Raw genomic sequence first — 20,627 nt, forward strand, 5'->3', positions numbered from 1 at the left:
AACTGAAATATAGCGTCTGATTTGTGAACGCGTGTTCATATTCTCATTACATATTTTAGGGAAGCAATTGTGAAAAATATTCTTAAGCTGGTTGGCGTAATAGCTGCAGTGTTATCGCTAACAGCCTGTAATTCAAGTGACTCTGATGATAGTGGTAAAGGGCTGGAAGTCACCCCTACTGTACGCTCTCATTCACATAATGATTACTACCGTGATGAGCCGTTTTTCGGCGCAGTAAAACTGGGCTTTGGTAGCTTTGAAGCCGATGTCTTTTATCGGGAAGGCTATGATGAAGTGCTAGTGGCCCACGATGAGTGGGAAACGGTATTTGAGTGGTCATTTGATGATATGTATATCCAGCCTTTGGTGCAGTATGTCAGGGATAACGAATACCGCTTTTACAACAACTGGTCTCATTCTGCGGTGTTGCTGATTGATATCAAAACCCAAATTGATAGCGAAGACAGCGGTTACGAAACCTGGCTGGCGGTTGAAGAAGTGCTGAGCCAGTACCCGGATATTTTCACCACCTATGAAAATGGCGTGGTTAAACAAGGGCCTGTGACGGCGATTATTTCAGGCCATCGCCCAATTGAGCAAATGGATGCTGCGCCTATTCGTTATTCTTTTGTTGATGGCCGCTTGGGGGACCTAGGTGAAATAACTGATCCAACGCTAATGCCACTTATCAGCAATAACTTCAGCCACTTTAACCAGCCTCAGTTTGGCAATTTCTTTGGTAAAGGCGAGTGGCCGCAAGAAGCCTTGGATGAGCTGGAAAGAATTGTTACAGAAGCCCATGCCAATAACCAGAAGATCCGTTTTTGGGCGACACCTGAAGGCAATGACTACATCAACAACCATATCTGGAGCGAGTTGGTAAAAGCCGATGTCGACTTCATTAATACCGATCACCAGCAGGACCTACATGACTGGTTGTTGGAAAATGACCCGCACCCATCAGAGCCGTCAGTCAATTGGTTGGATGACCCATTCTGGGATCCGATGTATCCATAATCTTCATTTAGCGGCTCTTGCCTCTATTGGCTTTACCGATTGAATACAGCACACAGGTATCCCTGTGTGCTTTTTAGTCCCTGCCTTTTTCTCGGAATGCAGAAGCTGTGATCCCGGCATTTTTGCGAAAGAAGCGGGCGAAATAGGCCGGATCGGTAAAGCCAAGCTCATAGCCGACTTCAGAAATTGACATCGCGGTGAGCAACAACATTCGCCGCGCTTCCTGCATGATCCTATCTGTGATTAACCGTTTTGAAGACAGGCCGCTGACCCTACGGCAGATATCATTGAGCCTAGAGGTAGTGAGTCCGATATGCTCGGCATATTGCGGCAGTGCCCAATGGGAGCGGTAGTTCTCTTCTATCAATACGTTGAATTGGTTGAACACGTTGACATCTGTGCTGCGGTAACTGGTCGTCACTTGTTGGTTGTTGGCGTAACGCATTATCTCTATCAGGATCAATTGCAGCCAGCTAAGGCTGGCAGACTCTGCCATAAACTGTTGCCCAGCCGATTCTTTCTCCAACATTTCAAATAACGTTTCAAGCGGTGAGGATTCCGGTAAAGGGATACAAAAGGGCTGCATCGCCGTGGAGGCAATATCATTGCGGCCAATCTCGATATCCAATAACCGCCAGACCAACTGCTGGCTGGCGGTGATGACAAAGCCGCTGGCGTGATCGTCGGTGACAAAAGAGTGGGGCACAGTTGGCGGGGTGAAAAATAACGTTTTACCGTACATGGAGTAATGGGACTGGTCGAGCAGGACATGGGTGTTGCCCTCGAGAATACAATGGATTTGGTAATAACGGTCGTGGTAATGGGTTGGCATATTGCGGCCGAAAAAGAGTGCGAGACTGTTTAGCCGCTCAAGGTGAAACTCGTTATCGCTATAGCGCGAGTCGTATACCTTGCCAATGTTCAGGTTGGGGATTGTAAGTGCTTCCATGGCATGACCTTCCGTTATTTTGATTTTATTATAGTAGTGATAGTTAACATGTTATCTAAATCACCGAAAAGTACAATTGAATACTTGTAACATCCATTTAACACTCCGTGGTCATTTCCCATAATGAATGCAAAGAAGCCGCAAAGCAGAAACGGCAAGGCTCACAATCATAAGGAACTGGACATGAAGCAACCGAATCCCCTGTTAGAAAAAATGCAAGCTATCCTACCGACTATTGCTGCCAACGCGGCGCAAGCTGAAATAGACCGTACCCCGCCGGAGGAGAATATCCGCCTATTGCGTGAAGTCGGCTTTTTCCGCGCTTTCCAACCGAAAGCCTATGGGGGTTCGGAAATTTCATTGCCGGAGTTTACTGATTGTGTTGCAGCCCTAGCGGGAGCTTGTGGCGGAACCGCATGGGGAGCCAGTTTGCTTGCGACTCACAGCCACCAGATGGCAATGTTCTCCAAGCAGGCACAGGAAGAGTTCTGGGGCGACAATCCAGATGCTACGGCGAGTAGTAGTATTGCCCCGTTTGGACAAACGGAAGAGACAGAGGGCGGGGTGATCTTCAATGGCAATATGCGCTGGAGTAGCGGCAGTGACCATGCTGATTGGGCCATTCTTGGCTTCAACCGCACTGATGTTAGCGGTAATAAGGTTTACTGTTTCGGCGTGGTGCCGCGCCATGAATACACCATTATTGATGACTGGTATGCAGCAGGCATGCGCTCCAGTGGTACCAAGACCTTGGTATTGAAAGATGTATTTATTCCCGAACACCGGATAGAAACGGCAAAAGGCATGATGGAAGGCCGCTCTGCTGGCTTCGATCTCTATCCTGACAGCGATATCTTCTACACCCCATACCGACCTTATTTCGCCTGTGGTTTTGCCGCTATCAGCCTAGGGATTGCCGAGCGTATGCTGGAGGTCTATAAGGAAAAGACCAAAAACCGAGTTCGTGCTTATACCGGGGCAAAAGTAGGAGCGGCTACACCCGCCTTGATGCGCCTTGCCGAGTCAACCCATCAGGTTGCTGCTGCCCGTGCGTTCCTTGAGAAGACTTGGGAAGATCATAAAGAGCACGGTGAGCGCAAAGAATACCCATCCGCTGATACTTTGGCTTACTGGCGTACCAACCAAGCTTATGCGGTGAAGATGTGTATCGCATCCGTTGACCGCTTGTTTGAAGCGATGGGGGGGATGTCCTGGTTCAATGACAATGAGGGCCAGCGCCTGTTCCGAGACTCGCATATGACAGCTGCCCATGCCTACACAGATTATGATGTCTGCGCCCAGATCCTAGGTCGTCAGTTGATGGGCCTAGACCCAGACCCAAGCATGGTTTGATGATTCTTTTGTTCAAGTGATGTTCTTCTATTTTGTTTCAAGACGCTTTGGTTAAAGCTTTGTTGTGTTCTTGCCCCCGACCTCGGGGGCTTTTTTTCATTTTAGTATTTTTATTTTCAACTTTTGTTGAGTGCTTGAGGCTGCTCTCTCTTGTTTTACATTCAGCTACCGTGTCACCAAAATGGCCAATCGTGATGCACCATCAACTGCTTGGTAATTAAGTTGTTGTTTATGAATTGTTTTTGTTTTGGTTGGTTGATTGTGAAGGTCGCTGGAAGGCGATAGTTATGAAACTGTTTGTTATAAGACGGCTTTTATTTCTATCAACAGGAAGTGAAATCATTGATGCCTTTAATCAAAAAAATCAGTAATCACTCAAATATTTTTTGCATTAATAAAATTATGTGATAAATTGCTTTCAAGATTTGAGAGCATCAATTTGCGAACAAAGTGCCGCACTCCTTAGAACGGGGGAGGGTGGTTTAAAGGTCTGAACTTCATTTGCATGATTAAGACCTGCTGGGGAGACCCAGTGGATATCCTGCTTGGAACCCAGGATATTAGGAACGGGAACGGCCTTGGGCGAAAGCTCAGGGCCGTTTTTCTTTTTGGGATGCTTAAACAGGTTTAAGTATTCGCCGTGTTGTACCTTCGGTTGCGTCCAGCCCAAATGGTAGTTTCTGCCAAATCTTCAATTGGGTTTTCTTCCCTTACCCGGCTTCGTCTACGACGGTGAATGCTGCCTTGGGTATTTTTCTGATAGTGGCTGCTAAGCTGCCGGAGGCTCTTGATATCAGCAAGTTTCATCGTTCTCTCCTTAAACAGATACTGACTCCAGCATAGAGGTCTTACCTGAATGGAAGTTGACGGATATATTCAGTTAGTTGCACTATTGCTTCAATCCTTGATCTGTATCTATTAAGTACGATGATGTGGGATTGTTGAAAAATAAGGGAAATCCATTTTTCACCGCAGAGTTGGAAGTATTACCGGCTATAGAGCAAATGATACTTGAGTGGAAGGAAATCACTGACCTTGCGCGAACCGCCATTTTTTGTTGTTTATTTACATGGAACGAGCAAATTACTTTGAGGTGCGTCACGTTAATTTGTAAGATCTCTCTCGTTTTCTGATACTTAATAACACATTGAGGTAGCAAAATGATTGAGATGTTAGCTCTCTCCCAACTCCTTCTGGCTCGCCTAAAAGCGGAAGAGCAAAAAACTAAGCAGGAAAAAACAGGCAATTAGCCACCTGTGGGCTCGGTTGCTGAAAAACAATGTAAGTAACCAGGGAAAAGCGGATTTTGATTCCAGCCATAGGTCCATATAAACGGTTTAGTGGCTGGAAATAGAAAAGCGGCGCATGGATATGTGCCGCTTTTTTGATGGGGGCTATTCGTTGTTTAACCAGAGTTGATCTTGTTCAGAGACATACTCTTTGTAGCCAGCCTCCCACCCTTGGATAGCAAGTGATTCATGTTCGGTGTTGAGGCACTGACCCGTATATTGCTGGCCTTGCTTACCATGTTTGTAGGTTTTGTATGGTAGGCAGTAGTCTTCAATACCTTGTTGATAACCGAGGCGGTATTCGTTGAGTGCGCCCTCTGGCACATCACTCAGTTTTTGAAGCTCATTCTCGGTGCGAACCAGACGGCCGTTTTCACCGTCTTTGACACCAAGCATCTTCCATTGGTTTTCCTGTGCCAGTTCTGTGTCATAGGACTGACCGGTGCAGGCCGCTAAGCTGAGGACAGCTACAAGTAAAACTAGATGTTTCATCGTCTACCTCCGCAAGCAAATGTGAATTTATCTCCGTTAGTGCAAATAGTGGACGACCAGGCGTTTAGACTGGTCTTACACTTTAATTATATATCTACATGAAAAAACGGGCATAAAAGCCCGTTTTTTTAGTAAGGTTTTTGCTAATTGCTAGACAGCAGCCTTGAGGGCGCAGTGCGGGGCCAGTAATAACCGAGGTAGTTCCAGCCGACCCAGAGGACTAGACCGGTGGCGACAATCATTTCGAAAATCCCCAGACGCTCTAGCCATGACCAATGGGGATAGTAGATAGCAAACCAGTCGGTCAGGCGTTCAAGGGCAACGGCACTGATCACCGACGGGAAGGTGACTGCAGCCAATGATGGCTGGAAGCGTTGCTTGAGCAAGTAGAAATAACAGAGGTAAACCAAGATAGTCATGGTGATCCCCACACCAGCCAAAGCACCGGTCAATACCGGATCCGGCTCGCTAACATTGAGCAGGTAGGCAGTCAGCGATAGGTTCACTGGTGCAGCCATAATCGCCAGTGTCGGTCTTGCAGGCCTTGGCAGGCGCCCGGCAAAGCACAAACGGTAGAGCACAACCGGCAACATCAGGAAGTAAATTGCGATGCAGGCATCTGTCATAGCTAAAGCGAATTCATGATGGCCGAGTTGCGGGCCAGCTAGGGTGCCGCTGATTGCTCCAACTGGGTACAGGAACCAGCTAGGGTACATGTTGGTTAGGCGGAATTTTCTGATTTGGCAGAAAAAGAAAAAGCCCATCATGAACATGTGCAGCGCTAAGGCTGGGTACCAAAGCAAGCGGGCGACTTCAACATGGATTGATGACAGGTAATCAGATAGCACCAGCATTGTCATCGACATCGGTGCCATCAGGCTGCCATAGAGTGGGTGGCGAAGGTCTTGGATAAATCGTTTGGGGTTGAACAGGTATTTCAGCACTACGGGGATCAGTAATACTGCACCGATCAGCGCACCAATACCTCGATACCAGTTGGCGTGCTCAGGGAAGTAGAGTGACCAGGCGAGGCCTGTCCCCATTGAGGCCAAAGCTAATGCAGCTTGGGCTGTAGGAATATGTATCAAAGCATTACTAAATGCTGGCATTGCGCTAAAAAAACCTTATTTGAGCATTAAACAGACGGCAGAATGGGCATTCTACACCAGTTTGTCAGTGAGGGTGCGTGGGATGGATCAAAACAAGGTTTGGAGTAGGTCACATTTTGGCAGAAGATTTGGTAAATCGGGTTTGCTAAAAGTGGATTTTAGTACCATATTTATGATGTGACCTGTAAATGAGCTGATTCATATTTAGCTTACGGAGGAATGAGCTGTTTTCATTCATTTGGCTCAAGGGTACAGGGAGCCGGTTGATGTGAATCAACCACACTAAGCGTCGGTATTGCTTAGTACTACAATTTGGTTAAGTGACAAACAATGTGATAATACTTCTTCGCCAATACTATTGATGTCCGATTTAAAATTGTGACTGTATCGGGCACGGCAAACTCAACGTAATGAGTGGCGAAGCCTCAAGTTGTAATTCAATCAACGCTCTATGTGTGCTGTGTAGGTAGACTAGGGCAACAGAATAGAGATAAACCTAAGCCGCACTGCAATGGTGCGGCTTTTCTTTTGTCTGAAAAAATAATGTCATTTTCTTGAAAATACTAACCTACTGTTTTTAAACGGCTGTTTAATGTTATCCACAAAAACAGTGGGTAACTTTATGGTAAATGTCAGATGTAATTGATTGTTTTGTCAACAAATGGTGCTATGACGAACAAAAATAGGGATTAATGTAATCATTCACTACTTTTTTGCTTGGGTTCAATAATTATTCAATTGGTGATGGGGCTACCGGATATCACGACCTTTTTTTGCTATCGTAAATTTGTAAAAGGAATTTACATAACAAGAGGTTAACCATGATCATCCCGCTCAAGCACTTGACCATACGCCAAACCTTACTCGTCACTTTCATTATCCCCACATTATTGCTTTTATCTGTTATCGGGTGGCAAGCCCACCAGTTGATAGAAAAGCGTGAACAAGCTGGTATTGCCCAAGAAACCGTAGCACTCTTTCACCTTTACGATGAAGTTGCCCACCAGTTTGCTGTTGAGAGGGGGCTTACCGCAGGTGTGATTGGTGCCAAGGGGCAAGGTCCACAGGTGCAGGCATTAAGAAACCAAAGACTTTTAGCCGACAATGCCTATCAGTCATTGTTGTCGTTTACCCCTCAATTCTTAGATGCACAGGCAATAAGGCCTTTATTTGAAGCGGTACGCTCCGAACTGGACAAACGTCAGGGGATACGCCAGCAAGTCGACAATTTGCAACTGGTGGACTCACCTTTTGCTTTTTACTCCAATGTAAACCGCCTGGCGCTGGACAATCTTGCAATCTTGTTGGCCCAAATCAGCAATGCAGAACTCAAGCAGGAACTTCAAGGGCTACTGCAGCTATTGGTTGTCAAAGAGCAGGCCGGGATGGCTCGCGGGGCACTTAACGGGGTTTTCGCCAGCGGACAGTCAGGGCTCGACCGTTATGCGCAAATTCAGGAATATATCAATGACGAAGCGTATGCGGTTCGGCAGGCCACACTGCTGCTGAGTGGCCAGAGGCTGCAACAGCTAGAGGCGATTGTACGTTCACCGAATTGGCAACAGGTGATGGGTATCCAGCAGCAATTCCTTGGTCAGAAAACCACGCTTTCAACCGTAAAAGGGCCGAGTGCACCGAGTTGGTTTGGACTGGCAACAGAAAGGATTGGGGCCATTAAAGGATTGCGCGATCAGATGGCCTTGGATTTGGCGGCGAAAGCGCAGGCAGAAAAGCAACTTGTGACTAATCAGCTGTGGTTCTTTGCTGCGATTGTCGCTTTGATCATCGTGCCATTAATCCTGTTCACCGTGGTTTCTCTCAAACGCCTAACCCACAGAGTGAAGGCATTTTCAGATAAATTATCCACCATGGCGGCGACAAAGGATCTGACTATTCGTCTTGCCGACGAACGTGAAGATGAAATCGGGGAAATAGGTAAGAAACTCGACAGGTTATCAGACAGTGTCAGCGACACGCTCAGCAAAGCGCATTCTGTCGCGAGCCAGACCCAACATGAGATGGCGGAGATGGTGAAGCTGATCGCTTTGGCCCGAGATGATAGCCAGCAGACCCATACCCGGTGTGACAGCATCGCGACAGCCATGACAGAAATGGCCCAAACCAGTGAGCAGGTGGCGGGGATCACCAACGAGGCCCAAAGAAGCACAGAGCTTGCCCGGGAAAGCGCCGAATCTAGCCATGCTCAAAGTGAACAGTCACAGCAAACGACTTCTCGGTTGCTGGAAAGTGTGAATGAAACTTACCAATGTATTGAAACGCTTGAGCAGCAGATGGAAGGGGTGACCGATATCCTGGATACCATAAACGCAATATCAGAGCAGACAAATTTGCTAGCGCTCAACGCGGCGATTGAAGCGGCCAGGGCTGGCGAACAAGGACGGGGTTTTGCAGTTGTTGCCGATGAAGTGAGAACTCTGGCCCAGCGCAGTAAGAAATCGACGGAAGATATTCGCCAGTTGCTCGACGGCATTACCCAGAATGCCAAGGCGTCGTATATCAACATGCAGCAAAGCCGGGAGGCCACGGTTGAAACCCAAGGCGTGGTGTCTGAAGCGAGGGCCTTGGTTGAAGGATTAATTGTGAACGTTAATGAAATTGCTGAATTCAACATCGGTATTGCCAGCGCGACGAGCCAGCAATCCCAGACAGCCCATAGTGTGGATGTCGATGTTGATGGCCTTTTGGAGTTGGCGGGTAACACCATGCAGGCGATTGCTGATATCCATGACGAAATGAACCTGATCAAACAGCGAATGACGGAGCTGTCACAGGAAGTCGATAAGTTCCAAATCCGGACCGCGGGTCAGTAGGTGCTCACTTTGCCGTGATTGTTTGTAATCGCTAATGTCTAAAGTATAAAAGGGGCTTTTTAGCCCCTGTTTATTGTTGGTAGTGTGCCATTCCAGAAAGATTCAACGATCCCGTTGCACTTAGCATCATGAAGGCTGTTGTTGGCAATATGCAGCTTATCAGCGTATTGCCGCCCTTCCACCCTAGCTTCTACCCATGCGATATGGTGGTCGGTGTTGCCTGCCTTGAGTGTACTTTGGATCAGGTAATCGCTGACACGCTGGATGGTCATGTCCGGCAATGTCTCGAAGAATTGGCAGGAGTCCAAGACACCATGGAGTTGCCCGGCAGAAGTGACAGTGGCCAAAGGGTTTGCAGCGGCGGTTGTGGCTGTTGTAGCACCCAGTAGCAGGGCGAAGATGACACTTGGTAGTCTTGGGGTAATCATACATTCGTCTCGTAGCAAGAGGTTGGGAATGCAGATAATTTACCTATTTTCGACTACCAAATGTGATTATCAGTTATGCCAGGTTACCTGGGTGTATTCGTTTAACTCAGGCGCTTCTCCCACCATTCTTTAGCCATCGTTAGCGCTTGCTCTTGCTCGCTGCAAATGCCCATCATTTTGAGCACAATCGCCAACGTTGAAATCACGGCACATTCGCCGTAATGGTTTTCAGCTTCGCCAAGCCAGACTTTCTGCAAAAACTCGCCGCTGATTTCACCGTGTTTACCTGAAGCGCCTTCAAGGTAAGTCGGCCATTCTTCGGTAAATAATTGCCCCAGGGAGACGCCAGACAAACGGCATGCGGTACGTGGGCTGCGCTCACTTTCGCCGCCCTCGCCCTTAAAGGCCACCATATTATTGTCACCGACTAACTGGGCGGCTTCGGCGTGCAACTGTTCATAGCCTTGATGGAAAATACCGTGGATTGAGAACGGTGCGGCGACTGGGTTAAGGGCCCTGGCAACCGTATTGAGCGGGGTCCTCAAACCAACCAAATTACGTATTGCTAGCAAATCGATTAAAGGCTCACAGTAGCTCGATAGCGGGATGTAGCAAATATTATCCTCGGCCAGGATACGTCTGGCTTCATCTGGAGTCGAAGCTTGTTGGATATTCAATGCAGGGCATGCACTTTCTACTTGGTATTTGATGGCATCGACAGCCATATGGCCACTTAGCATTACGCGAATACCGTTTTTCGCTAGCAGTTTGGCGGCTAGCAATAACCAAGGCGGCTGGCGGCGCTTACCTGCAAAGCATGGCCAATCAACATCGACATCTAATTCTTGCCATTCAGGTGAAATACGTCCGCGTAATGATTGGATATATCCCGCAGCTTCTTCGCTGGTCTCGCAACGGACACGTTGTAACATGAGCAGTGTGGCAAGTTGCAATAACTCTGCCTTGCCGTCGAGGTACATATCCAGCGCTTCTCGCGCTTCTTCTTGGGTGAGTGGACGACGGCCCTTTTCTCCGCGGCCTACGTGTTTAATGAATTCTGAAAATGCTGTCATGGTGCCTTCCGTGTAAATGTACCCAAGTCTCAAGTTGACCTTAGGTATATTAGCACTAAGCCAATAAATTTATTCACAATAGTGAAACAAGGGTGAGTTCGGCGTTGGGTCTGGTAATTTCTACACTTTTGTCATCGCTTGCCTACACTTATTTCTGGAAACTTAGTTATAACGCAATCAATAGGGATAACCGGAGCGGGTATGAAAACACTGTTTACGCCAGGTAGATTGACGCTAGGTGCACTGCTAACGCTGATGTCTTGGGGAGCCAATGCGGCTGAAGGGAGAGCGATTGAGTACAAGGTGAATGATGAAGCCTATGAGGGCTATTATATTTCGCCATCAGAAGATGCGCCGTTAGTATTGCTGATCCATGACTGGGATGGGCTCACAGACTATGAAGTTAAACGGGCTGAGATGCTTGCTGAGCAGGGGTATGCAGTGTTTGCCGCTGATCTGTTTGGTACCGGCGTCAGGCCGACCGAGGTCAAAGACAAACGCCAGCACACCGGTGAGTTATACAAAGACCGACAAAAAATGCGAGATTTGATGAACGGTGCACTACAGATGGCAGACTCTCTCGGTGCCAATACCGACAAAGCCGTGGCGATGGGGTATTGCTTCGGTGGTGCTGCGGTGCTGGAGCTCGCACGTTCTGGCTCAGAGATGAAAGGCTTTGCTACTTTCCATGGTGGTTTGAAAACCCCAGACGGGCAGGACTATTCAAAGGCGAAAGGTAATATCCTGGTCCTCCATGGCGCGGCGGATACGGCGATCCCTATGGCTGATTTTGCAGTGTTATCTGGTGAGCTAGAAAAAGCCGGTGTCAGCAATGAAATGATTGTCTACAGTGGTGCGCCGCATGCGTTCACTGTCTATGGCTCAGATAATTACCGCCAAGATGCCGATTATAAATCCTGGCAGCGCTTTTTGACTTATCTTGATGATGTAGAGTGGTAAATAAACCATACCTCTTGTATTGAGGCTTTTATTACAGAAAGCGTGTTGTTGAAAGTGAGATCAATAATTTGCTATAGGTGGTAATGCGTAAGTGAATTATTGGTCTTACTATATAGCATTAAGTGGAAATAACCATCAATGTTTGCAAATTTAAAATAATATTCATGTAATCCATTAACTCTAGGTGTATTCTGGCTATGCGCTTATTTAGTGTAATTATACTGCTTTGAGTTTAGCTATACCTGTCATATTTTGTTCATTCGTACTGTTTAGTTTTCCTCGCGATTTTTTTATTTCATTGATGGATCTCTAATGAGTACGAAGCCTCTTAAATATTTTGCTTTAGCAACGATTGCCGCAAGTTTAGTCGGGTGTAACAGCAGTTCGTCTTCAGATGGAAAGACGGATGAAAAAAGCCTCTTGATGAATGTAAGGCTGATTGAAACAACCGATCTGCACTCTAATGTTCGTTCTTTTGATTATTTTACGTCCAAAGGTAACCAAGAGTTTGGCCTGGCAAGGACCGCCGTTATCATCCAAGAAGCCCGTGATGAAGTCGATAACTCATTGTTATTTGACAATGGTGACCTGATTCAAGGCAGTCCTATGGGTGATTATATGGCGAATCTAGGGGTTGAGTATTTAAAGCGACACCCTCATCCGGTATATAAAGCGATGAACTACTTGCAATATGATGCCGCTAATATAGGTAACCATGAATTCAACTATGGTTTGGATTATCTCGATGCTGCAATTGCTCATGCTCAGTTCCCTTATGTCAGTGCCAATGTTTTTGAGTTTGATGAAAATGCCATTCGCTCGGGAAAAGTTCAGTTAAATACTGAAGAGTGTAGTTTTGACATCGAAGATCATTATGCCGGTGATTACGATGAGTTTTTCGACGAATATCAGCCTTATTTCAATCCATATGTGATCTTAGACCGTGAATTCATTGCTGATGATGGTAACCATTATCCAATTAAAATCGGTGTAATCGGTTTTGTTCCACCACGTATTATGGACTGGGATAAACGCCACCTTGAATGTAAGGCAATGGTAGCCGATATCGCGAAGTCAGCTGAATATTATGTTCCTAAGATGAAAGAAGAAGGGGCTGATATTATTGTGGCAGTTCCGCATTCGGGTTTGACTAACTCGCACAATGTCGAGCCGTTTATGGAAAATGCAGTATGGCAACTGGCCCAAATTGAAGGTATCGATGCTTTGATGTTTGGCCATGACCACAAGAATTTCCCAACAACGAGCGATGCCTATGACGGTATTCCGGGTGTTGAACCTGAAGAAGGGACCATTTTCGGCAAACCGGCAGTCATGCCAGGCTTTTGGGGGAATCATATTGGTGTCATCGATCTCAACCTAGAGTCAGTTAACGGTTCGACTTGGAAAGTGGCAACAAGTTCTGCTGAGGTTCGTGAGCTTAAGCCTTATACGCAAGATGCGGTGGTTAACTGGTTGGTCGAGGAAGATCACCAAGGGACGATTGATTTTATGGCTGAGGAAATTGGTGCGATAGAAGAGCCAATCAACAGCTTCTTCTCGAATATTGTGCCGGATATATCAGTGCAAATTGTCAACGAAGCACAATACGACAAAGGTTTGCATTGGCAGAAAGAAGGCGTCTTGGGTGAAGAAAATAAGGCGCTTCCACTACTATCTGTTTCAGCTCCCTTTAAAGGTGGACGTGGCGGTCATACCGATTACACCAACATTACTGACGATGCATTGACCCGTGCGAGTGTTGCCGATCTTTATGTGTTTGATAACAACACGCCATCGGTACTTAAATTGCAGTTTAAAGATGTGGTTGAATGGCTAGAATCAGTAGCCTCACAGCAGTACCAACAGATCACCGATGAAAACCTTGCCTTGTTGCACCAGACATTCCGCACATACAACTATGATGTGTTTTTCGGTGGAACTGACATCAATGATTTGAACTACGAAATCGATGTTTCTGTTCCTTCTCGTTACCAGACGGCGGCTAATGGTAATCTTGAAACAGACGCAGACGGTAACTTTATCGTCCGTGAGCAATACAATCGTATCAAGAATTTTACCTACAAAGGCCAACCCGTTAACTTGGACGATTACGTTCTGGTGGTAACCAACAATTTCCGTGCGGGCAGTACTTACCCGGGTGTTGGCAATGCTGATCGAATCTATGATGATGAAGCCGATACTAACCGTGACATTGTGGCTGAATATCTTGATAAGTTGGCTAGTGATGCCGCTGCTGAGTGTGAACAAGATCCTAGCTGTGACGAGCCTGTGATTGAGTTTGACAATATGCACAACTTTAAACTTGTGGGTGCTGAAGGTAAAACGGTGACCTTTATGACGTCAGGTTTGGGTGATGCGATTACCTATGCTGAGGAGCATATTGAACCGGGCCTGCTCAAAGCCACAGAAGAAACAGGTATTATCGAAGACAAGTCAGGCTATCGCGTTTTTGAATTGAACATGTAGTTCCTCTCATGCTTTGAACCGATTATCTAGCCAGCAGTAACCCTGCTGGCTTTATACCTTCTGAACCTTTGTAATAACTAAAAGTCAAAATACTCATTGCTGTACAAAAAGATAAGGATGATAAAAATGCTTTATGTCACGACCCCAGAAGTATATGGCCGCGAAATCAAGGAAGTGCTCGGTACGGTGACGGGTAATGTGGTGCAGTCCAAGCACGTTGGCCGCGATATTATGGCGGGATTCAAAACCATCTTCGGCGGTGAAATTCGTGGTTACACCGAAATGCTGACCGAAGCCCGTCAGGAAGCAACCCAGCGGGCAATCGCCGAAGCAGAAGCTTTGGGGGCCGATGCTATTGTGAATGTGCGTTTTACTACCAGTGCCATCATGCAGGGCGCATCTGAAATCTTGGTTTACGGCACGGCGGTGAAGCTGAGGTAAACCTCACTATCCAGTTCCGAAAATGGCTAGTATTGTCCTTGTTGCGGGGTAGACTAAAAGAAGAATCAGTCACCCTGACAACATTTTTGAGCCCAAGGACACGCTACCATGATGACCCCCGCCCAATGCCAGCAAGCCCGTTTGGCTAGGGACAGACGCTACGACGGACTGTTCTTTACCGCGGTGAAAACCACAGGTATTTATTGCCGTTCGATCTGCCCGGCTACTCCTCCGCTGGAAAAGAATGTTGAGTATTTCCCATCTGCGGTAGCTGCTGCACAGGCAGGCTATCGCCCTTGCTTGCGTTGCCGGCCAGACAGCGCGCCGGGCTCACCCGCCTGGCAGGGCAAGAGCACGACCTTTGTTCGGGCACAGCGGTTGATAGACGAGGGTGCGTTGATAGAGGGCGATTTGGTGCAATTGGCCGACAGGTTAGGTGTATCAGACCGTTACCTGAGGCAGCTATTCAACGAAGAAATGGGGTTATCCCCCAAGGCTTATAGCCTATACCAGCAATGTCTGTTGGCTAAAAAGCTGCTACACGAGAGCCAACTGCCGATCACCGATATTGCGCTGGCGAGCGGGTTTAACAGTATCCGCAGGTTTAATGATTGCTTCCAGAAACACTTTTCGCTCACGCCATCCCAAGTACGCAAGCAGCTCAATGAGGTCTGTGTAAACCAAAGTGCGGAGAGCCACATGCAAACGGTAACGGTGACCTTATCCTACCGTCCGCCATATGACTGGATCTCAGTGCAGGATTTCTTTGCTTCTCGCCTGATAGAAGGATTAGAGTGGCTGGATGAAAAAAGCTATGGCCGCACATTCGGCAAAGAATATGGTCAGGGATGGTTTACTGCCGTTCACGAGGCAGATAAAGCGCGCTTTAGCGTTGAACTCACCCTTGCTGATCTCCAATGCCTACCCCGTGCCATCGCCAATATCCGTCGCTGCTTGGATTTAGATGCCGATTCCGGCGTGATAGACAATGCGATAGAACAGGCAATGGGGCAGCCTTTGATTCAAACGGGCTTGCGCTTGCCGGGGACTTGGAGCCCTTTCGAGGCCGGTATCAGGGCCATACTGGGCCAGCAGGTATCGGTAAAAGCGGCGCGAAACTTGGTTGAAAAGCTGATTTTAATGAATCCGGATAACCACAGCGGGCGGTTGTTTTTCCCTGAAGCGAATGCGCTTTGCGGCTATGACCTCAATCAATTGGGTATGCCCGAGCGCCGCCGTGAGACATTGCGGGTGTTCGCGCGATATGTGGCAGAGCAGGGGATTGAAGATCCAAATGATTTATTGGCTTTGCCGGGTATTGGCCCATGGACAGTGGATTACCTTAAAATGCGCGGCTTGAGTGATCCCAATATCTTTCTGGTCGGTGATCTAGGGGTAAAAAAAGCGCTGCAGAAAAGAGAACAGCAACGCCTCGAGAACCCCGATGTACCGCCATGCCAACCTGAACTAGCCGCGCCTTGGCAGAGTTATTTGACCTTATATTTATGGAAAACACTATGAGCAACCAACTGATCAACACCCCCATTGGCTGGCTGAATGTACTGGCAAGTGACAATGCGATTACTGCTATTGAGTTTGCTGCCGATCCGAAGACTCAGCAACAGCCTTCATCAACAACCGAGCAGTGCTGCCAGCAGTTACAAGAGTACTTCAACGGGCAGCGGGAGCAGTTTGATATTGTGCTAGACATGGCGGGGACGACATTCCAAAAAACGGTATGGCAGGCGCTGAACGGTATCGAGTATGGTGAAACCTGTTCATACGGTGATATTGCCAATCATATTGGTAACCCTAAGGCCGTCCGGGCGGTAGGGGCGGCAAACGGTAAAAACCCAGTCCCGATTATTGTTCCCTGCCATCGGGTGATCGGCAGTTCCGGCAAACTGACAGGCTATGCCGGTGGATTGGATATCAAGGTGTGGCTGCTCGAGCATGAAAAGCAACACTTTGCCAAATAGTGGGGTTATTCACTAGCCAGTTGATCAACTGATAAATTGATTTCCTTGCTGTTGCCGCTAGCGAAAATCCGATAGGGTGGTTTCAGTATTTGATTTCAGTTTTTGGTTTGAGCTTTGGAGTAAACAATGATTATTGAGCCAGTAATCAAGGGTGTGGTGGCCCGTTCGGCCCATCCTTACGGTTGCCAGCAGGCGGTGCGCAAGCAAATTGACTATGTAAAGCAAGCTAGTCCTATTGTTGGAGGGGCCAAGCGAGTGTTGGTGCTCGGTGCGTCATCCGGTTTTGGTTTGGCATCGCGCATTGCTCACGCCTTTGGTGGCGCACAAGCTGACACTATCGGCGTGTCTTTTGAGCGGGGCCCGAGTGAGAAAGGTGTTGGCAGTGCGGGTTGGTATAACAACATTTTCTTTAAGCAGGAAGCGGAGAAAGCAGGCCGTATTGCGACCAATATTGTGGGGGACGCCTTTTCACAGCAGGTACGGCAGCAGGTGATCGAGGCGATCAAAAATGATCTCGGTGGCGAGGTTGATCTGGTGGTGTACAGCTTAGCAACCGGTGTTCGTCCGAACCCTGAAACCGGAGATATGTGGCGCTCGGTGATTAAGACCACGGGGAAGCCCGTGGTTGGCCCGACTCTGAACCTAGAGACCGACAGCTTGGCAGAAATGACCGTAGAGATGGCGACTGAGCAGGAGATTGCCGATACCGTCAAAGTGATGGGCGGTGAGGATTGGGCGAGTTGGATTGAGTGTCTCACAGAGGCCGGAGTAATGGCGCAAGGCTGCCGCACCGTGGCTTATTCTTATATTGGCCCTGAAGTGACTTACCCTATCTACCATCATGGTACGCTTGGACGTGCCAAAGTGCATATGCACAATACCGCTGAAGCGCTCAATAGCCAACTCGCAGATATTGGTGGGCAGGCTCATGTTGCGGTGTGCAAAGCCCTGGTAACCAAAGCCAGTGTATTTATTCCGGCTTTTACCCCTTATATCCTCGCGTTATTTAAAGTAATGAAACAAAACGGCACCCACGAAGGTTGTATCGAGCAGATGCAGCGTTTGTTCAATGCGCGCTTTTATAACGATGGCGGTGTGGAGACGGATGAGCAGCGCTTAATCCGTATGGATGACTGGGAGCTCGCCCCTGAAGTGCAGCAGCAGGTGAGCGAAATTATGGCAGGCATGACCGCAGATAACTTTACTCAACTGGGAGACTACGCAGGCTATAAGCAAGACTTTATGGAGCTAAACGGCTTTGGCTTTGCTGAGGTCGATTACCAGCAAGATATTAGCCTTGATAGCCTGAAGGCACTTCAACCTTAACGCTGTTTAGGTTGCGTGGTGGCTTGCTGATCTCGATAAGCAACAATATTGATAGAATCGTCATTATATTGTCGCCTGTATATAGGTGATGGTGATGGCGATTTTTATTTTTCTCACTAATGAAACACATTCTGTTCGGAAATTCTTCCCTGAACCATGGTTTATCAGTGTAGAGATCATAAAACCTCAACATAGTTAATTCTGTAATAGGATAAATCTGGTCTAATCAGCCAATAATCATTAGAATTAGTTCAATAAAAGAACAACAAAGAATGCAGTGATTATGGTTGAACGTCGTCACTTTAGTCGTATTTTATATCAGGCCCCAGCTACGCTAATCAATGCTAATGGTGAATGGCAGGCGGAAGTTCGGGATCTGTCTTTACAGGGGATATTGCTGACCAAGCCGGAGAGCTGGACGGCACAAGATACTGACGATAAATATTTTTTATCGTTTTGCCTGCACGACTCTGACATTGAACTGCGGATGGAAACCCGGTTGGTTCACCATGATGCTGCTTATTTACGTATGCATATCTTCCATATTGATTTAGAAAGTGCCGGACATCTCCGGCGTTTGGTCGAATTAAATGTTGGCACTGATGAACTATTACATCGTGAGCTGGAACAGCTAACTGATTTGCAGCAACATCTCGACGAGTCGTGAATAGTCATCATGTCAGAAAACATTTGTATTTCGGTGTCCGATCATCGTGGCACCTCTCATTATCTTATTAACCGCTTCAAGAAACGCTATATCGCCTTTGCCGCAACCGCTTTGATTGCTGCCGTTGCGGGTGGTGGGTACGGTGTTTACAATCTCTACCAAGATAATTTGCACTCGAACCTGCAGCTGAGCCAACTCAATGTACAGGCTCAGCAACTCAGCGCGTCCTTGACAGAGGAAAGTGCGAGCAATCGTGATTTGGTTGCTGAGTTGAATGAGAAAAAAGCGGAATTAGATGCGCTGTCATTGCGCATTGATGATGTAGAAACCATCTTAGGCCTGCAAACAGCCGAAGACGGGGAAGTGGTGACCCTTGAAGAGCGGGTAGACAGTGCGGCGATCAGTTCGGCGGTAAGGGGAACCTTATTCCGTATGATCCCCAACGGTAACCCGACACCGGGGATCCGTATGTCTTCACAGTTTGGTACCCGTGTCCACCCGGTAACCGGCAAACGTAAACGTCATTTGGGCTTGGACTTTGCCGCTAATACCGGTACGGAAATCTATGCACCGGCTGATGGAGTGGTTGAAGTTACCCGGCCAAGTAACAAGGGTTCTGGTAACTTCCTCAAGCTTGATCACACCATGGGGTTCACCTCAACGTATTCGCATATGAAGAAGTTCAATGTGAAGCGCGGCCAGTTCGTCCGCAAAGGTGAATTGATTGGTTGGACGGGCAATACAGGTCTATCGACCGGGCCGCACCTGCATTACGAGATCCGCTTTTTGGGACGGGCATTAAATCCTCGTCCATTTGTCGAATGGACGCCGGATAATTTTGATAGCCTGTTTGAAAAAGAGAAAACCGTCCAATGGGCGTCGTTACTCGATATGATTAATAATGTGGTAGCGATGCAGGTTACGCTCACCCAGTCACCGCATATTGCCCGTCCGATCCAAACGGCGAGCAATGAAAAATCGATGACGGGTGAAAAAGGCTAACCCATCGGACTCTCTTTTCTGCGTCTTGAATATATGTTTGTGGAAGGAAACGCTATGGCCCGTGAGCTTTATATTGGTGTGATGTCAGGAACCAGCCTTGATGGGGTGGATACGGCCTTGGTTGCTTTTGAAACCGGCCCTGAAGCCGGAGATAAAACGACAGTTGAACCAGCCTCCCGGCCTGAGTTGCTGGCAACCGATGCTTTCCCAATGCCTGACTCCTTGAAATCGGCATTGCTGGATGTCTGTATGGGCCAAGAAACGAACCTGAAGCAAATCGGGCAGCTAGATCACCAGCTTGGACACTTGTTTTCTGATGCCGTTAATCAACTGCTGGATAAGGCAGGTATTGAGCCATCCGAGGTAACAGCGGTGGGCAACCATGGCCAGACGGTGTTCCACCAACCCGACGGTGACTACCCGTTCACCATGCAGTTGGGGGATGCCAATATTATTGCCGCCAAGACAGGCATTACCACGGTGGCGGATTTTCGCCGCAAGGATATGGCACTGGGCGGACAGGGGGCACCTTTGGTCCCAGCGTTTCACAAGGGGCTGTTCTCAGAGCAAGGCTCGACTACGGTGGTGTTGAATATTGGTGGCATTGCCAATATTTCAGTGCTGCAGCCAGGCCAGCCTGTGATTGGCTACGATACCGGCCCCGGCAATATGCTGATGGATGCTTGGGTATATCTTCATCACGGCCAGAAATACGACAAAGACGGAGCCTTTGCCGCATCGGGCACTGTGAATCCGGCTTTGCTTGCTGAGTTGATGGCAGATCCGTACCTATCCCGACCATACCCTAAAAGCACAGGACGGGAGCACTACAATTTGCCTTGGCTGGAAGGCCAACTCACTGACTTAGCCGAAGACGTATCAGAGCCAGACGTACAGGCAACCTTGTTGCAGTTTACGGCTCAAACTATTGCAGAGCAGGTGGCTCGTTTTGCTCAAGGCCATCGTCCACAATTGCTCGTCTGCGGTGGAGGGGTGAATAACCCACAATTGATGCAGCGTCTTGCCGAATTACTACCTGGTTGGTCTGTTGCCAATACCCGTGATGCGGGTGTCGATCCGGATTATATGGAAGCGATGGCCTTTGCCTGGCTTGCCCGTCAGCGTATCCATGGTCTATCGAGTAATGTACCGGAAGTGACAGGGGCATCGGCCTTGGCATCATTGGGTGTCGTGTACCCAGTGTAACGGCGTAAATTGATGCAA

General features: G+C 47.9%; 18 protein-coding genes. 12 read left to right on the top strand and 6 right to left on the bottom strand.

Annotated features, from left to right (window positions below; all coding sequences use genetic code 11):
• Nucleotides 1-69: 69 nt before the first annotated feature.
• Entirely contained in the window at nucleotides 70-1,017 is a 948-nt protein-coding gene (locus BIZ37_RS12575) for a phosphatidylinositol-specific phospholipase C/glycerophosphodiester phosphodiesterase family protein (protein WP_370577348.1), read from the top strand.
• 73 nt (nucleotides 1,018-1,090) lie between these two features.
• On the opposite strand, the gene hpaA is transcribed toward BIZ37_RS12575, so the two are convergent.
• The gene (gene hpaA / locus BIZ37_RS12580) at nucleotides 1,091-1,966 is read right to left on the bottom strand and encodes a 4-hydroxyphenylacetate catabolism regulatory protein HpaA (protein ID WP_187461791.1); all 876 of its coding nucleotides are present in this window, start codon (nucleotides 1,964-1,966) and stop codon (nucleotides 1,091-1,093) included.
• Nucleotides 1,967-2,149: 183 nt separating this feature from the next.
• Between hpaA and BIZ37_RS12585 the strand changes: the two genes are divergently transcribed.
• A complete protein-coding gene (locus tag BIZ37_RS12585; protein ID WP_187461792.1) occupies nucleotides 2,150-3,319 on the top strand; it encodes a p-hydroxyphenylacetate 3-hydroxylase oxygenase component in 1,170 nt (389 codons plus the stop codon).
• 627 nt (nucleotides 3,320-3,946) lie between these two features.
• Here the strand turns inward: BIZ37_RS12585 and BIZ37_RS12590 are convergent.
• The 3 genes from BIZ37_RS12590 to BIZ37_RS12600 form a co-directional block, all read right to left on the bottom strand.
• Nucleotides 3,947-4,126 (bottom strand): hypothetical protein, encoded by a 180-nt coding sequence (locus BIZ37_RS12590; protein WP_107299523.1) that lies wholly within the window; start codon nucleotides 4,124-4,126, stop codon nucleotides 3,947-3,949.
• A gap of 587 nt (nucleotides 4,127-4,713) precedes the next feature.
• Complete coding sequence (locus tag BIZ37_RS12595; RefSeq protein WP_107299525.1) at nucleotides 4,714-5,100, bottom strand: DUF2799 domain-containing protein; 387 nt, start codon at nucleotides 5,098-5,100, stop codon at nucleotides 4,714-4,716.
• 143 nt (nucleotides 5,101-5,243) lie between these two features.
• Complete coding sequence (locus BIZ37_RS12600; protein ID WP_187461793.1) at nucleotides 5,244-6,209, bottom strand: TDT family transporter; 966 nt, start codon at nucleotides 6,207-6,209, stop codon at nucleotides 5,244-5,246.
• 821 nt (nucleotides 6,210-7,030) lie between these two features.
• On the opposite strand from BIZ37_RS12600, the gene BIZ37_RS12605 reads away from it, so the two are divergent.
• Nucleotides 7,031-9,040, top strand: coding sequence for a methyl-accepting chemotaxis protein (locus tag BIZ37_RS12605; protein WP_187461794.1), 2,010 nt, complete (start codon nucleotides 7,031-7,033; stop codon nucleotides 9,038-9,040).
• Nucleotides 9,041-9,099: 59 nt separating this feature from the next.
• Here BIZ37_RS12605 and BIZ37_RS12610 read toward each other — a convergent pair whose 3' ends face one another.
• Both BIZ37_RS12610 and BIZ37_RS12615 read right to left on the bottom strand, forming a co-directional pair.
• Nucleotides 9,100-9,468: a hypothetical protein gene (locus tag BIZ37_RS12610; protein ID WP_187461795.1), complete on the bottom strand. Its 369-nt coding sequence runs from the start codon at nucleotides 9,466-9,468 to the stop codon at nucleotides 9,100-9,102.
• Nucleotides 9,469-9,569: 101 nt separating this feature from the next.
• A complete protein-coding gene (locus tag BIZ37_RS12615) occupies nucleotides 9,570-10,541 on the bottom strand; it encodes a glycosyl transferase family protein (protein ID WP_187461796.1) in 972 nt (323 codons plus the stop codon).
• 201 nt (nucleotides 10,542-10,742) lie between these two features.
• On the opposite strand from BIZ37_RS12615, the gene BIZ37_RS12620 reads away from it, so the two are divergent.
• From BIZ37_RS12620 to BIZ37_RS12660, 9 genes are all read left to right on the top strand, one after another.
• On the top strand, nucleotides 10,743-11,501 hold the full coding sequence (locus BIZ37_RS12620) for a dienelactone hydrolase family protein (protein WP_370577349.1): 759 nt from the start codon (nucleotides 10,743-10,745) through the stop codon (nucleotides 11,499-11,501).
• 312 nt (nucleotides 11,502-11,813) lie between these two features.
• Complete coding sequence (locus tag BIZ37_RS12625; protein ID WP_187461797.1) at nucleotides 11,814-13,988, top strand: bifunctional 2',3'-cyclic-nucleotide 2'-phosphodiesterase/3'-nucleotidase; 2,175 nt, start codon at nucleotides 11,814-11,816, stop codon at nucleotides 13,986-13,988.
• 126 nt (nucleotides 13,989-14,114) lie between these two features.
• Nucleotides 14,115-14,429 carry a heavy metal-binding domain-containing protein gene (locus tag BIZ37_RS12630; RefSeq protein ID WP_107299531.1) on the top strand — a complete coding sequence of 105 codons (315 nt, stop codon included), beginning with the start codon at nucleotides 14,115-14,117 and terminating at the stop codon, nucleotides 14,427-14,429.
• Between the two features lie 108 nt (nucleotides 14,430-14,537).
• Nucleotides 14,538-15,950: a DNA-3-methyladenine glycosylase 2 family protein gene (locus BIZ37_RS12635; protein WP_187461798.1), complete on the top strand. Its 1,413-nt coding sequence runs from the start codon at nucleotides 14,538-14,540 to the stop codon at nucleotides 15,948-15,950.
• Nucleotides 15,947-16,408, top strand: a complete 462-nt coding sequence (locus BIZ37_RS12640; protein WP_187461799.1) for a methylated-DNA--[protein]-cysteine S-methyltransferase — start codon at nucleotides 15,947-15,949, stop codon at nucleotides 16,406-16,408. Before BIZ37_RS12635 ends, BIZ37_RS12640 begins: the two co-directional genes overlap by 4 nt.
• A 126-nt stretch (nucleotides 16,409-16,534) precedes the next feature.
• Nucleotides 16,535-17,734: an enoyl-ACP reductase FabV gene (fabV, locus tag BIZ37_RS12645; RefSeq protein ID WP_187461800.1), complete on the top strand. Its 1,200-nt coding sequence runs from the start codon at nucleotides 16,535-16,537 to the stop codon at nucleotides 17,732-17,734.
• Between the two features lie 283 nt (nucleotides 17,735-18,017).
• A complete protein-coding gene (locus tag BIZ37_RS12650) occupies nucleotides 18,018-18,401 on the top strand; it encodes a PilZ domain-containing protein (protein WP_187461801.1) in 384 nt (127 codons plus the stop codon).
• 9 nt (nucleotides 18,402-18,410) lie between these two features.
• A complete protein-coding gene (locus BIZ37_RS12655) occupies nucleotides 18,411-19,403 on the top strand; it encodes a M23 family metallopeptidase (protein ID WP_187461802.1) in 993 nt (330 codons plus the stop codon).
• 54 nt (nucleotides 19,404-19,457) lie between these two features.
• Nucleotides 19,458-20,609, top strand: a complete 1,152-nt coding sequence (locus BIZ37_RS12660) for an anhydro-N-acetylmuramic acid kinase (RefSeq protein ID WP_187461803.1) — start codon at nucleotides 19,458-19,460, stop codon at nucleotides 20,607-20,609.
• The last annotated feature ends 18 nt before the right edge of the window (nucleotides 20,610-20,627 follow it).

The sequence above is a fragment of the Photobacterium sp. BZF1 genome, from assembly GCF_014349205.1.
In the GTDB taxonomy this organism is placed as follows: Bacteria; Pseudomonadota; Gammaproteobacteria; order Enterobacterales; family Vibrionaceae; genus Photobacterium.

Excerpts from the sequence above, each read along its gene's own strand:
- hpaA (WP_187461791.1), bottom strand. The coding sequence starts at position 1,966 with ATGGAAGCACTTACAATCCCCAACCTGAACATTGGCAAGGTATACGAC.
- BIZ37_RS12585 (WP_187461792.1), top strand. The coding sequence starts at position 2,150 with ATGAAGCAACCGAATCCCCTGTTAGAAAAAATGCAAGCTATCCTACCG.
- BIZ37_RS12590 (WP_107299523.1), bottom strand. The coding sequence starts at position 4,126 with ATGAAACTTGCTGATATCAAGAGCCTCCGGCAGCTTAGCAGCCACTAT.
- BIZ37_RS12595 (WP_107299525.1), bottom strand. The coding sequence starts at position 5,100 with ATGAAACATCTAGTTTTACTTGTAGCTGTCCTCAGCTTAGCGGCCTGC.
- BIZ37_RS12600 (WP_187461793.1), bottom strand. The coding sequence starts at position 6,209 with ATGCCAGCATTTAGTAATGCTTTGATACATATTCCTACAGCCCAAGCT.
- BIZ37_RS12605 (WP_187461794.1), top strand. The coding sequence starts at position 7,031 with ATGATCATCCCGCTCAAGCACTTGACCATACGCCAAACCTTACTCGTC.
- BIZ37_RS12610 (WP_187461795.1), bottom strand. The coding sequence starts at position 9,468 with ATGATTACCCCAAGACTACCAAGTGTCATCTTCGCCCTGCTACTGGGT.
- BIZ37_RS12615 (WP_187461796.1), bottom strand. The coding sequence starts at position 10,541 with ATGACAGCATTTTCAGAATTCATTAAACACGTAGGCCGCGGAGAAAAG.
- BIZ37_RS12620 (WP_370577349.1), top strand. The coding sequence starts at position 10,743 with ATGAAAACACTGTTTACGCCAGGTAGATTGACGCTAGGTGCACTGCTA.
- BIZ37_RS12625 (WP_187461797.1), top strand. The coding sequence starts at position 11,814 with ATGAGTACGAAGCCTCTTAAATATTTTGCTTTAGCAACGATTGCCGCA.
- BIZ37_RS12630 (WP_107299531.1), top strand. The coding sequence starts at position 14,115 with ATGCTTTATGTCACGACCCCAGAAGTATATGGCCGCGAAATCAAGGAA.
- BIZ37_RS12635 (WP_187461798.1), top strand. The coding sequence starts at position 14,538 with ATGATGACCCCCGCCCAATGCCAGCAAGCCCGTTTGGCTAGGGACAGA.
- BIZ37_RS12640 (WP_187461799.1), top strand. The coding sequence starts at position 15,947 with ATGAGCAACCAACTGATCAACACCCCCATTGGCTGGCTGAATGTACTG.
- fabV (WP_187461800.1), top strand. The coding sequence starts at position 16,535 with ATGATTATTGAGCCAGTAATCAAGGGTGTGGTGGCCCGTTCGGCCCAT.
- BIZ37_RS12650 (WP_187461801.1), top strand. The coding sequence starts at position 18,018 with ATGGTTGAACGTCGTCACTTTAGTCGTATTTTATATCAGGCCCCAGCT.
- BIZ37_RS12655 (WP_187461802.1), top strand. The coding sequence starts at position 18,411 with ATGTCAGAAAACATTTGTATTTCGGTGTCCGATCATCGTGGCACCTCT.
- BIZ37_RS12660 (WP_187461803.1), top strand. The coding sequence starts at position 19,458 with ATGGCCCGTGAGCTTTATATTGGTGTGATGTCAGGAACCAGCCTTGAT.